The following is a 13,113-nucleotide window of genomic DNA, read 5'->3' on the forward strand; positions in this document are numbered from 1 at the left end:
CTGTCCAATTAAGCCATTCCTTTCAAATGCATATTGTTCAATGTATCATTTGTTGAAAGGGGATTCAATCTATAGAAAAAGTTGATCCATTGATATAACAAGCTCACATCGTTACAAGGAGGGAGCAAGACATCATGAACACGAGGGAATGGACAGGCATCATATTGGCAGGAGGTTTATCCAGTCGCATGGGGAGCAACAAGGCCATGTTGGAACTGAATGGTTCCCTTGTACTGCAACATGTCACCAAGGCCATGAGACCCGCCGTATCCCGTATCATCGTGGCTGCCGGACCCAATGTGACAACCTACGGAGCAATGGGCTACGACTGCGTTCATGATCACTATCCGGGGAAGGGGCCACTCGCCGGTCTTCACGCGGCACTGGAAGCTTCCGATACAGACTGGAATCTGGTATGCGCCTGCGATATGCCGCTCCTGCAAACGTCTTTCTTTGATGGAATAAAAAAACTGGTCGAATCGCATAACTCTTATTCTGCTATCGTTCCACGCGTGGATGGACATGTCCACCCTCTTGCAGGGGCTTACCACAAACGAGTGCTTCCTGATCTCGAGCAGCGTCTGATACAGGATCATCTTCGAGTTATGAGATGGCTTGAAGAAATCGGTTGCTGTTATGTCGAAGCGGAAGAGCTTGAGAGAGCTGGCGTTCATCAAGTAGCGATGCAAATGAATAATATGAACACGCCGGAAGAGTACGAACGTATCCGTAATCAAGCTTCTGGACTCGATTCCGATCTGTAGGATACAGGATCACCTGATGCATCTGCATGATGATTGCGATATTGAAGCGGGCTTTGGCCTGTCCAACGTTTGAATTGTCTGCTGAAATGGGACAGATGGGTGTAACCGAGCTTCCACGCAATTTCCCCGAGCGACAGCTCTGGCTGTTCGATCAGCACTTTGGCCTCCTGCAACTTCAAGCTGGACAAGTAAGCTCTGGGTGAACGCCCGTACACCTTGCGAAAGACCTGTAGACCATATCCCGGGCTGATGCCAAACGAGGATATAATCTGCTCTACTTTGACCGTGGATACACTGCTTTCCTTGGTTCGAAGCTGGGCATGGAATGCCTGCTTGATTGCCTCCGCTATAGCTCCCGCATAATGCATGGCTGTTGGAGCTGGTGCATGTGAAGCAGCAACGGAAGTGGTGGTCTCCGGTTCATTGTCAGCGGCTTGGGACAACAGGGCGAACAGTTCAAACATGCGGGCCTGCATGATCATTTTGTCAGTGGACGTGTAGGCTTCAGATACGTTAATCATCCCCATCCAACTCTCCAGTACAACGCGCATCTTCTTATTATCAGCTGTATCTGCTGCGTAGATTTGGCTATGCTGTGACATCAGCTTCAGGGTGAAGACGGGATCATCCACATTAAAATGAGCGCTAAAATAAGTCATGCCTTCCGTGGATACACATTGATTCGTATGTTTGAACCCTGGAGGAATGAGAAGAATGGAACCTTCCTCCACGGTATAGGTAAAACCATGAATCACACTCTCCTGCGTACCTTCGATGATCAACATAATCTCAAAGCCTGGATGTGATTCTTCCGGCATCGCCCATCCATAGGGTACTTGTTGGCTGTGCGCACCATAGAATTTGATGTTACAGTCGATAATAGGTAGCCAGTGGGCCAGCGTATGGTGAGGCATTTCTCGGAGCTGTGATCGGATATCCATCATATTCACCTCGGAAAAGGGTAAAAACAACTTGCCTTATACAATCGGCACTCGTAGTATACTTCATTATAATCAGTTTAACGCGGGCATGGATAATCCATGAAACACATCAGCGTTTGAAGTGGTTGCTGAACAATCGAAGTTCTTCAACCGATAATAATGTAAACGCTACCATTGTGGATTGGAATATGTCAACTCTTTCACACGTCAAGATCATTAAATTTTCCACCTAAAAAGGAGATTAAATCATGGACAAATTATTATATGGTGTAGCCTACTATGATGAATATATGCCTTACGAAAGATTGGACAAGGACATTCAGATGATGAAGGATGCAGGGATCAATGTGGTCCGCATTGCAGAATCAACCTGGAGTACCCATGAACCGCAGAATGGCGTATTTGACTTCTCTTCCGTAGACCGTGTGCTGGATGCCATGCATGAGGCGGGGATTCAGGTCATCGTTGGCACACCAACGTATGCTGTTCCAACGTGGATGGTTAAAGAACATCCGGACGTTCTGGCTACAACCTCACAGGGACCTGGTAAATACGGCGCAAGACAGATTATGGACATTACCCATCCGACCTATCTATTCTATGCCGAGCGGATCATCCGCAAGCTGATCTCTCGGGTAAGCACACATCCAGCGGTAATTGGATATCAGACAGATAACGAGACGAAGCATTACAATACGGCCGGAGATAATGTACAACTGCAATTCGTCAAATATATGCGGAACAAGTTCAGTTCTCTGGATGAACTCAACAAGGAATTTGGCCTCGACTACTGGAGCAATCGAATCAATAGCTGGGAAGACTTCCCGTCTGTTGTAGGAACGATCAACGGCAGTCTTGGCGCTGAATTTGCCAAGTTCCAGCGACAGCTGGTAACCAACTTTTTGGCTTGGCAAGTGGGAATCGTGAATGAATACAAACAGGAAGGACAGTTTGTTACTCAGAATTTTGACTTTGACTGGCGTGGATATTCTTACGGCATTCAAGGGGATGTGGATCATTTTGCCGCATCGAAACCTTTTGACATCACTAGTGTGGACATCTACCATCCTTCCCAGGATGATCTGACGGGCATCGAGATTTCATTCGGCGGCGATGTGGCGCGTTCCACCAAACAATCGAACTATCTGGTGCTGGAGACCGAAGCCCAGGCGTTCTGGCATTGGGTTCCCTATCCGGGACAGCTACGTTTGCAGGCATTCAGTCATCTGGCATCAGGAGCGAACATGGTCGCTTACTGGCACTGGCATTCGTTGCACAATTCGTTTGAGACGTATTGGAAAGGTTTGCTCAGTCATGATTTCGAACCGAATCCGGTGTACAACGAAGCAAAGACCATTGGCAGGGATTTTGCCCGACTCAGTCCAAAGCTCGTTAATCTGAAGAAAAAGAATCGGGTAGCTGTGCTGTTCAGCAATGAGGCGCTCACATCGATTAAATGGTTTGGATTTAACTTCACCAGTGACAAGAACTACAATGACGTGGTGCGCTGGATGTACGATGAATTGTACAAGATGAACATTGGCTGTGACCTGATCGATCCATCGGTTGAGAGTTATGCGGGGTATGATGTGCTCGTTGTACCTGCTCTGTATGCTGCTTCGGATGCATTGCTGGAAAAATTGAATCAATTCGTACAGGATGGCGGACATATCGTCTACTCGTTCAAAAGCGGATTCACAAATGAGCATATCAAGGTACGCTCTACCCGCCAGCCCGGCCTGATCAGTGAGGCATGCGGGATCAGTTATAACCTTTTTGTAGAGCCCAAACATGTCTCGCTGCGCGATGATCCATTCGAGGTTGGTCAGGAGCAGAACCAGATTCACACCTGGATGGAACTGATCACACCAACAACGGCTGAAGTACTTGCTTGGTATGATCATCCACATTGGGGCGAATATGCGGCAATTACCCAGAACACCTATGGAAAAGGCAAAGCAACCTATGTCGGATGTTATACCAGTTCTGCGGTGATCCGTAAGGTGTTGGAACGTGTCATGAAGGAAGCGGGCGTATGGGGAGCGGATCAGGAACTGGCTTTTCCTATCATTGTGAAGACAGGTGTGAACGATCAGGGGAACAGGATTCGCTATTATTTCAATTATGCGGATGAGGCAACATCCTTCGTGAACGCCTATGGCGAAGGGACCGAACTCCTGGCAGGAACCCCGATAGCTGCGGGAGAGAAGATCGAACTTGAGCCATGGGGCATACGGATTATCGAACAATAATAGGAAATAATAAATATAGGTATATAAGTTGAATTTAACATGTGCACGTTAACGGAGAGGGCAGAAATAACCTGAGGAAGCGGAGCTAAAAGCTTTCTGAAAGAAAGCTGCATCGGAAGCATACACCTCGCCTTTATCAACGGATTTTCCCCTTCGAAAAGGGAATCAAAAAAATCCGGTGATAACAGCGATCAGAGCGTTGTTCTGACCACGTAGTGATCTCGTGTAACCATTCAATCTATTGTATAACGTGATATTTTAACATTTCCAAACGAATATAAAGACCAAAGCGCCCTCGGCTTCCATGCTGGGGCGTTTGTCTATTTTAGCTCAGGAGTGGATGCGCTGTGTTTACCGAATGTTATCGGAAGCTGACAGATCCTTTCAAACGCAGCATTCGCAATAAATTGATTCTTACCATGACGCTGCTGGCCGTTCTGCCCGTCATTGCCATGACCGCTATGGCAGCCGAGAATACCCGCTCTTCCATGGAAGAGGAGATTATGGAGACCAACCGAGCCAATATGAACTGGGCCTCCATCTATCTGGGTGAACAGTTCGCTCGCATGAACAATATTATCTATTCGATTCAGATCAGTGACGAATTGCATCAATATCTGGCGTTGAACGAGGAAGCGCCGGCAGCCAGCCGATTCGACGAACAGAAGGCCATGTTCAATATGCTGAACAGTGTATACTATTCTGCCGGCAATTATGTATTTGGCGTTGAACTGTATCTGAAAGAATTGGACACCCTGTTCACCTTCAACTCCATGGATTCTCGCATCAAGGCGGTATCGGAAATACCGGAGGGGTATCATGAGCTTTTTGCACAACATAAAGATTTTACGATTATCAATGATCCGGACGATCCGCAAAAGTTTCACATGACCCGTAGTATGAACCGCTTCGAGGATCAGGCACAGATCGGGGCCATCAGTCTGGAGGTCAAGTGGGCTGAGTTCAACCAGACCCTGGAGCTGCTGAATAGCCGGGGAGACTATGGGGTATACATTGCGGACAATACGGGCAGTCCGGTCTATCAGCCAAACCAAGAGATTCAGCCGTCTGCGGAAGCACTGGAGAAATTGGCAGGCACAAAAGAAAGTTCGGGCTTCATACGGACAGCCAAAGAATATGTATTCTTTCACTCCATCGAGCCGTCAGGATTGCGTGTGATCAAGATTGTACCTGCCCATGTCGTTAACGAAAGTGCTTTGGACACGATGAAATATGGATTGGTTGTGGGTGGCCTAGCAACCGTCATATCTGTGGGACTAGCTGCGCTGGTGGCCTGGCGTACATCAAAGCCCATTGTCAGACTGGCAAATTCCATGAAGGGTATCCAACTGATCAAGGACAGGGAAGTGGTACGAAGCGGCCGGGTAGATGAGATTGGCCTGCTGGAGAAAAACCTGCACGGCATGGCAAGTCGTATTCGCGAACATATTCGCGACAACTACCTAATGAATCTGGAGAAGCAGACGGCCGAGCTCAAAGCACTGCAATCCCAGATCCATCCGCATTTCCTGCAAAACACACTACAAATGATTGGCGGCATGGTCTACTCGCAAAAACCGGCAGACAGTTACAAAGTCATTCGAGCCTTAAGCGAGATGTTTCGTTATATTGTGCGAGCGCCGGATGGACTTGTCCCTCTACAGTCTGAACTCGATCAGTTGGAGCATTATATGCTGATTCAGAAGCAACGTTTTGCCGGCAGGCTTGAATATAAACTGGAGATTACCGGAGAACTTCGGGCGTGTTATATTCCCAAGTTGTCTTTGCAACCCATTGTGGAGAATGCATTTTTGCATGGTCTGGAGAAGAAACAGGGCGAATGGAAGCTGGGCATTGAGGTCGTCTGTGAACCTACAGATGTAACCATTCGAATTTGTGATAACGGCGTGGGTATGGATGCTGAGAAACTAATGGAGATGCAGTCCAGACTGGAGCGGCTTACCCGGCAGGCAGATCGGGTATGGAGCTCAGGCACAAGTATTGGACTGGTCAATGCGGCCTCACGAATAGTAATGCATTTTGGACCTGAATATGGGATGAGCATGGAAAGTGAATACGGACAGGGGACGAGCGTTACGGTACGAATCCCCTGCAATACAGGAGGCGAAGCCTTGTGACAAAGGAACTGTACAGAGTGCTGCTGGTGGACGATGAACCGTGGAACCGGGATATTTTACGCAATCTCGGAGATTGGAATGAACTCCGCATGACCATTGCAGGTGAGGCAGAGGATGGCGAGCAGGCCATACAACTGGTCAAGCAGCATCAGCCTCACATTATCATTACGGATATGCGCATGCCCGGTACAGACGGTGTGGAGCTGCTACAGACGCTGAGCGGACAGTACCCACAGATCAAGGTGATCGTGGTGAGCGGATATGACGACTTCAATTATGCAAAACATGCAATCCGCCATCGGGCTGCAGATTATCTGCTCAAACCGGTGAATCCGGATGAACTGAATGGTGTACTTGCCAAATGTGCAAAAGAGTTGGAAAAGGTTGAATCAGCGCCTGAATCATGGGAATCGTATCCTTCTACGTTCGCAGGTGAGTTCTCCCTGTTTCAGCAGCAGGCTCGCTTGCGGTTTAATGACCTGAACGTTCAGAGTCTGCGTGAGTGGTTCCAACAATTGAAGCAGAAGCTGGAACGATGCGAGATTAACAGACCTCGGCAGCTTGGAAGGGTGGCTCATGAACTACAGGCTTTGTTGGATGAACTGTGCGTCTCCAATGGCTTGTACGAGCGGCCCGAAGCAACGGCGCTACCTCCTGCGGCTGCACTGGCTTCCATTGAATCCACGATCACATGGATTTCGACTCCATACTACCAGGCTTTGGAGCAGCTGATTGCGCAGCGTAAATTCAAGAACAAGCTGAACCTAGACGAGGTGAAGCAATATATTGAGCAGCACTGTATGGAGATGATTACGCTGGAGCAGCTCGCCCAGATCTTTTTTGTCAGCAAGGAATATCTCAGCAAGGTATTCAAGAAAGAGTACGATGTGAACGTGACCGACTATGTTGTCCAATTACGTATGACGAGAGCGAAAGAATGGGTGATGGATGAACAGATTCCGTTCAAGCATGTTGCCGAGATGGCGGGTTATGAGGATGTGTCCTACTTCTATCGGGTATTCAAGAAGCATTTCGGAGTATCTCCAGGGGAGATGCGGAAGGGACAAGCTCGTATGTCAGGCAATTCAGGCAGTAGCACGGAATGAGTCGTTTGAGAGAGCATTTGTGGCAGGATTAAGGTTTAAAATAATCCAATACACAAGTCTAATTTTGTCCAATGAAGCGCTTTCATTCTCTGATATATAATGAGCCTATGAAAGACAAACCAGTTACACACCGGGAGGTCATAAGAGATGAAAGTATGGAAAAGCGTAGCAAGTGCGGTACTGGTCAGTGTTCTGCTCGCAGGTTGCGGTTCCAATGCAGGAACGGACAATGGGCAGGAGGAATCGGCGTCAGGCAGCACGGTATCACTCAAAGTATTTGTTGCACAACCTCGGCTGAAAGAACATTACGATAAATATATAGAACAGTTCAAAGCCAAGGAGAAAGCAGAGAAAAACATTGAGGTGAACGTGCAACTGGAGATGCCGCCTGCGGACAATGCGCCTCAGATTCTGAAGACACGACTCGCCTCCAATGATGCACCGGATGTGTTCGCCTTGCATGCGGTCAATGAGATTCCACCGTTCAGCAAAGCTGGTTATCTGGAAGATCTGTCGGGCCAACCTTTTGTCGATAAGCTGCTGGATTCGGTTAAACCTTCCATAACGGATGCGGAGGGCAAAATCGTAGCTGTTCCATTGGAAACAGTATCATGGGGCTATCTGTACAATAAAGATATTTTCAAAGAGCAAGGACTGGAAGTGCCAACGACGTTAACGGAAATGAAAGCGGTCGTGGAGAAACTCAAAGCAGCCAACATTACACCGTTTGAACTGTCCTACAAAGAAGCCTGGATTCCGCAATTATTCCTGCCACTTACCGTGGGTGCATTAACTCAGTCTGAGCACAAAGACTTCGTGGAGAAGATGAATCAGGATCAGGGCTCCTTTTCCGATATGAAAGCATTGTTTGATATCTTCGATCTCGTCAATGCCAATGGAACAGACAAAGCGCTGGAAGTGGGTGGAGATGATGGTTCAGCAGCCTTCGCATCAGGAAGCGCCGCGATGTGGATTCAGGGACCATGGTTTGCCGAAACGATTCTGAAGTCCAACCCGGACTTTAACTTTGGTGTAGCACCAATGCCGATCAATGACAATCCGGATGATACCAAAATCAATCTGAGCACCTCCACTTCACTGGCAGTATCGTCATCTAGCAAAAACAAAGAAGTGGCACTCGATTTCGTGAACTACATTCTCGATGACAAGGATTCAAGTGCATTCTTCGAAGCACTCAAGTTCAATCCGATTGCCAAGATCCATGACTTCAAGAGCTTCCCGTGGGTAGACGATGCCCAGAAATATGTGAGTGAAGGTAAAGCTTATGAGGACCCATCCCTTCCTCAAGCGGTGAAAGACGAGTCAGGCAAAGCGTTGCAAGGCTACTACTCTGGACAACTAAATCAACAGCAGGTTATCGATGCGCTCGACAAGGCGTGGAAATCCTACAACAAGGTCAACAAGTAAGGAGTTGCGAGAAATTTAGTACCTGCTTTTGTTGGCAAAATCTCAACGGTTTTGGGAGTTTTGTCAACAAATTAGCGGTACTTTATTTCGTCGCAGTCTCCAAGCAGATGATATGGCAGGCAGAACGTTCTTCGTTCCCTCGTTTACAATCATCCGCTTCGAGTGAAAAGGGGGAGAACCAATGGCTACGAATGTGTTCAAGAAGTATCTGTCACTGCTCGCGTTCACTGCGCCTGCCTTTGTCATCTATGCGATTTTCCTGCTGTATCCCACGTTTAGTGGCATGTTCTATAGTCTGACGGATTGGAACGGACTCAATCGGGATTACAGTTTTATCGGTCTGGGCAACTTTGTGGAATTGTTCAAAGAAGATCCCGACTTTCTGAACTCCCTGTGGTTCACGATGAAATATGTAATATTTATGCTGATTCTGCAAAATGGAATTGCCTTGTTACTCGCCGTGTTGATAGAGTCACGGACGCGCAGCAAAGGGCTTTTCCGGACGCTGTTCTTCATGCCTAACATGATCAGTACAATCATCAGTGCTTTCATGTGGACATTCATCTTCTCTCAGGTGTTACCACAACTCGCAGAGAAACTGGCTTTTTCGTTCCTCGACCAGCAGTGGCTGGGTGATCCGAAGTTTTCATTTTACTCCATTCTGATCGTATCGCTCTGGAACGGTGTAGGGTATATGATGATCATCTATTTGGCCGCTCTCCAGGGGGTGCCAAAAAGTCTCAAGGAAGCGGCTGTTATTGATGGGGCCAACGCATTCCAGGTACTGCGCAATGTGGTGTTGCCGATGATTACTCATGCCGTGACCATCTGTTTCTTCCTGACATTGAACGGAGCATTCAAAGTGTTTGAAGTGGTGTATGGACTGACTGGTGGTGGACCGGGCCGGGCCACGCAGGTTATCACGATGAACATCTATGAAGAAGCGTTCTCCAATAACTTCAGATACGGCTATGCGAGTGCCAAATCGGTTGTGCTGTTCATCATCGTGCTCATCTTTACACTCATCCAGATCACCGTCATGAAGAAGAAAGAGGTGGAAGCATGAGGATGCAACGACTGAACAGTTATCTGATTCGACTGCTGCTGATTCTGGGTTCTCTCGTCGCTATGCTGCCGATCTACATGGCCGTGGTGAACTCTTTCAAAACACAAGGTGAGATGTTCCAATCCTTTATCGCGCTGCCAACAACGTTGCACTGGGAGAATTATTCGGACGCGTTTAACAAAATCAATCTGCTGGGCAGTTCGATGAATTCGGCGATTGTATCTTTTCTGGGGATCGGGGGAATTGTCTTCTGTGCCTCACTTGCGGGATACAAGCTGTCACGTACCTCCGGACGTTTGAGCAACCTGATCTTCTTCCTGTTTGTTGCTTCCATGCTGGTACCGTTCCACTCGATCATGATTCCGTTGACACGGGTAGCCAAAGGCATGGGTGTGCAAGGAAGCACGTACGGATTGGCCCTGATCTATATCGGGCTTGGTGTGAACATGGCGATCTTCCTCTATCACGGGTTTGTGAAGTCCATTCCGCGTGAATTGGAGGAGTCGGCTCAGATTGACGGATGTAATGAGTTCCAGACGTTCTTCCAGATTATCTTCCCGCTGCTGCTTCCGATCACAGTCACCATCGCAATTCTGGACTTCCTGTGGATCTGGAATGACTTCTTGCTGCCACTGCTCATGTTGACCGATGTGAATCGTTATACGCTGATTCTGTCCACGAACATGCTGTTTGGTGAATATAACAAGGAATGGCCGTTGATTCTGTCCTCCCTGGTACTGACTGCGATTCCGGTTATTCTGATCTATGCGTTCTTCCAGAAGTTTATCATGGAGGGGATTGCGGAGGGTGCGGTCAAAGGGTAAAACATTCAAAGGTATCCCGCAGCGCAGCTGGTATTTGCCCGTACTGGTATTCGGACAAACTTACGAAACTTACGCGAATAGCCTTGATCTGAAGGACATGGTCCTTCCAGGTCAAGGCTGTTTTTTTGTGGTGAAATCAGGAAACAGTATTCGTCGAAGTCAGGAGCTAGAGTCTATAAGTCTGTGGACGGCATCTGCGAGGCATTGTATTCCACGTTCCATCTCATCAGGTGAAGCATACGCGTATGAGAGCCGAATGTGACTCGCGTCCAGCCTGTCATACAGATAGCCCGGGTGGATAAGTACATTTTGCTCCAGACAGGTATGGAACAATTGGCGGATGGAGAGAGGGGATACAGTGAATTGCAACCAGATATAAAAGCCCCCAGCGGGTATTTCCCACTCCGCTATGCCATGAAAGTGCTGTTGCAACAGATCCAGCATGAAGTCTCTTCGTTTGCGTAACTCAGGGCGAAGGCGTTCCATATGTCCTGCATGATGTCCTTCTGCGAACCACAGGGCAGCAGCTTCTTGGGCGAGTGAACTGGTGCCATAATCGGTCTGCATCTTGATATCTGCGAGACGGCGAATGACCGGCTCTGGCCCAACCAGCCATCCGAGGCGCAGACCGGGACTGACTGCCTTTGACAGGGTACCCATATGCAGCACCCGTCCTTCCTGATCACGCGCCTTCAGTGATGACGGAGGAGGTGTATCCAGCCATAGATCACCGTAGGCGGCATCCTCCAGTATGGAGATGCCTAGTGTTCGAGCGGTGGTCATGAGTTCTTCCCGGCGGTGATCACTCATGACAGAGCTGGTGGGATTGTGAAAGCTCGGGATCGTGTAGAGAAGCGAGATATGATCTTGATCTTTGACATGCTGCGCAGCATCCTCCAGGCGTGCAATGTGTAGGCCTTCGTTATCCATCGGGATACCACTCATTTTCAACCCTGCTGACTGAAAGGCGTGAATGGAATAGAGATACGACGGTTTTTCCAACAGAACCGCTGATCCGCGAGGGAGCAGTCCGACCGAAATCAAGTGCAGCGCCTGAAGAGAACCGGATACAATCAGTATGGAATCTGGAGAGGCCTGAATGCCGGTAGTCTGCAAATGGACGGATAAAGCCTCACGAAGCTCCAGGCTTCCTTGAGGTTCCAGGTAGTTCAGTGTACGAGAACGATGGGACAGGGAGTACAGAATGTCGTTAAAAGCATCCTGAGGCATCAGGTCCGGGGCAAGTTCCCCTGTACCAAGACGTATGATGCCAGGCCTGAATTCAGCCTGATTAATCTGCTGGATCTCGGGCAGGTTGGGATAATACCAGCCCTCCTCAATGGCTTCGTTCCAGTTGGGCATGGCTCCGTGAGCCATGCCATGCCAACCGGAGCCGGAAATATAAGTTCCCCCGCCATGTCTGCCTTCAAGCAGACCCGCAGCGGCCAGATTATCAAGGGCAGTGACCAATGTACTGCGGTTTACTCCCATGGACTCAGCCCATATTCGCTGTGATGGGAGACGGTATCCTGCGGACCATTCGCCCGTTGTGATTTTCTGCCGGATATAGGCTTCAATCTGGCGATATAAGGGCAAGTCGAGAGAAGGATTTGGCTTCCAACCCATGTTTAGCCGGGAATCAGAGCGTTCCATAACCGGCAGAATCACCTCCGTTTTTCTTTGTAACAAACACTATATCATTTGGTTGGGTCTGATGCCATCCAAGTGGTTGGTTACGTCAGTTATCATCTGCCCTAATATGGAGGACAAAGATAAGGGGGAAGAACGATGGAGGTTGTTATTCATGCAGTGGTTTTGGCGTTTGGCCTGATCTTGCCACTGGGTGTGCAGAATGTATTTATTTTTAACCAGGGCATGAGCCAGAGGCGTTATATACATGCACTGCCTGCTGTAATAACGGCAGGGGTCAGTGATACGCTGTTGATCGGGGCAGCCGTTGGAGGAGTATCACTCATTTTGCTGCAATGGCCATTGCTGGCGAATGTGTTGTATGGCGCAGGAAGCTTGTTTTTGCTGTATATGGCTTGGAGTATCTGGAGGTCGTCCGAATCTGTGGAAGGTTCGCAGACGGTAATGTCAGCGGGGCGCCAGATTGCGTTTGCTGCATCGGTATCTTTACTTAATCCGCATGCTCTGCTGGATACGGTTGCCGTGATTGGCACCAGTTCACTTCAGTATGATGGGGTGGAGCGCATGTATTTTGCCCTGACAGCGGCAGCTGTGTCGTGGATATGGTTCTTGGGACTTGCAGGCGCAGGCAGGGTGGTTGGGAGAACGGATCGAACTGGACGCATCAGTCTGGTGTTTAATCGGTTGTCTGCTGTGGTCATGGTTGGGTTGGCGGTTATGATGCTGTGGAAGCTCATCTATTCCTAAAAAAGGACCGTGATGTGGCTGACACAACTTGTTAAAATAAAAAACTCCCCGTGACGTTAATCGCACGAAGAGTTCAATGTGGATGCTGAAATTGGTGATCAGCATAGCCTGGTGATCTATTGAGTTGGAACATGTAGTGCTTGATAACGCTTTGGTGTAGCGTCTCTTATATATGGTTGCTCATTTGAGTTAAGGTC

Annotated in this window: 10 protein-coding genes; 8 read left to right on the top strand and 2 right to left on the bottom strand. The window is 48.5% G+C overall.

Annotation, left to right across the window (positions count from 1 at the left end):
• The first annotated feature begins 134 nt into the window (after positions 1-134).
• Complete coding sequence (locus BLS69_RS21825; protein WP_091036176.1) at positions 135-764, top strand: molybdenum cofactor guanylyltransferase; 630 nt, start codon at positions 135-137, stop codon at positions 762-764.
• Here the strand turns inward: BLS69_RS21825 and BLS69_RS21830 are convergent.
• On the bottom strand, positions 734-1,705 hold the full coding sequence (locus BLS69_RS21830; RefSeq protein ID WP_091036180.1) for an AraC family transcriptional regulator: 972 nt from the start codon (positions 1,703-1,705) through the stop codon (positions 734-736). The two genes, BLS69_RS21825 and BLS69_RS21830, sit on opposite strands and share 31 nt — an antisense overlap.
• A gap of 248 nt (positions 1,706-1,953) precedes the next feature.
• Here BLS69_RS21830 and BLS69_RS21835 point away from each other — a divergent pair, with 248 nt between their 5' ends.
• From BLS69_RS21835 to BLS69_RS21860, 6 genes are all read left to right on the top strand, one after another.
• Entirely contained in the window at positions 1,954-3,957 is a 2,004-nt protein-coding gene (locus tag BLS69_RS21835) for a beta-galactosidase (protein WP_091036182.1), read from the top strand.
• Between the two features lie 347 nt (positions 3,958-4,304).
• Positions 4,305-6,095: a sensor histidine kinase gene (locus tag BLS69_RS21840; protein ID WP_091036185.1), complete on the top strand. Its 1,791-nt coding sequence runs from the start codon at positions 4,305-4,307 to the stop codon at positions 6,093-6,095.
• Positions 6,092-7,201: a response regulator transcription factor gene (locus tag BLS69_RS21845; protein WP_256332382.1), complete on the top strand. Its 1,110-nt coding sequence runs from the start codon at positions 6,092-6,094 to the stop codon at positions 7,199-7,201. Before BLS69_RS21840 ends, BLS69_RS21845 begins: the two co-directional genes overlap by 4 nt.
• A gap of 147 nt (positions 7,202-7,348) precedes the next feature.
• Positions 7,349-8,629: an ABC transporter substrate-binding protein gene (locus BLS69_RS21850; protein ID WP_091036187.1), complete on the top strand. Its 1,281-nt coding sequence runs from the start codon at positions 7,349-7,351 to the stop codon at positions 8,627-8,629.
• A 181-nt stretch (positions 8,630-8,810) separates the two neighbouring features.
• The gene (locus BLS69_RS21855) at positions 8,811-9,695 is read left to right on the top strand and encodes a carbohydrate ABC transporter permease (protein ID WP_017691891.1); all 885 of its coding nucleotides are present in this window, start codon (positions 8,811-8,813) and stop codon (positions 9,693-9,695) included.
• The gene (locus BLS69_RS21860; RefSeq protein ID WP_062836914.1) at positions 9,692-10,519 is read left to right on the top strand and encodes a carbohydrate ABC transporter permease; all 828 of its coding nucleotides are present in this window, start codon (positions 9,692-9,694) and stop codon (positions 10,517-10,519) included. The genes BLS69_RS21855 and BLS69_RS21860 overlap by 4 nt, the downstream gene beginning before the upstream one ends.
• Positions 10,520-10,678: 159 nt before the next feature.
• Here the strand turns inward: BLS69_RS21860 and BLS69_RS21865 are convergent, their stop codons facing one another.
• The gene (locus tag BLS69_RS21865; protein WP_091036190.1) at positions 10,679-12,172 is read right to left on the bottom strand and encodes an aminotransferase-like domain-containing protein; all 1,494 of its coding nucleotides are present in this window, start codon (positions 12,170-12,172) and stop codon (positions 10,679-10,681) included.
• A gap of 135 nt (positions 12,173-12,307) precedes the next feature.
• Here BLS69_RS21865 and BLS69_RS21870 point away from each other — a divergent pair, with 135 nt between their 5' ends.
• Entirely contained in the window at positions 12,308-12,916 is a 609-nt protein-coding gene (locus tag BLS69_RS21870) for a LysE/ArgO family amino acid transporter (RefSeq protein WP_091036193.1), read from the top strand.
• Positions 12,917-13,113: the final 197 nt, after the last annotated feature.

Source organism: Paenibacillus sp. CF095 (assembly GCF_900101225.1).
In the GTDB taxonomy this organism is placed as follows: domain Bacteria; phylum Bacillota; class Bacilli; order Paenibacillales; family Paenibacillaceae; genus Paenibacillus.

What these genes read in the sequence shown, in the direction of transcription:
- BLS69_RS21825 (WP_091036176.1), top strand. Translation starts at nt 135, where the DNA reads ATGAACACGAGGGAATGGACAGGCATCATATTGGCAGGAGGTTTATCC.
- BLS69_RS21830 (WP_091036180.1), bottom strand. Translation starts at nt 1,705, where the DNA reads ATGGATATCCGATCACAGCTCCGAGAAATGCCTCACCATACGCTGGCC.
- BLS69_RS21835 (WP_091036182.1), top strand. Translation starts at nt 1,954, where the DNA reads ATGGACAAATTATTATATGGTGTAGCCTACTATGATGAATATATGCCT.
- BLS69_RS21850 (WP_091036187.1), top strand. Translation starts at nt 7,349, where the DNA reads ATGAAAGTATGGAAAAGCGTAGCAAGTGCGGTACTGGTCAGTGTTCTG.
- BLS69_RS21855 (WP_017691891.1), top strand. Translation starts at nt 8,811, where the DNA reads ATGGCTACGAATGTGTTCAAGAAGTATCTGTCACTGCTCGCGTTCACT.
- BLS69_RS21860 (WP_062836914.1), top strand. Translation starts at nt 9,692, where the DNA reads ATGAGGATGCAACGACTGAACAGTTATCTGATTCGACTGCTGCTGATT.
- BLS69_RS21865 (WP_091036190.1), bottom strand. Translation starts at nt 12,172, where the DNA reads ATGGAACGCTCTGATTCCCGGCTAAACATGGGTTGGAAGCCAAATCCT.
- BLS69_RS21870 (WP_091036193.1), top strand. Translation starts at nt 12,308, where the DNA reads ATGGAGGTTGTTATTCATGCAGTGGTTTTGGCGTTTGGCCTGATCTTG.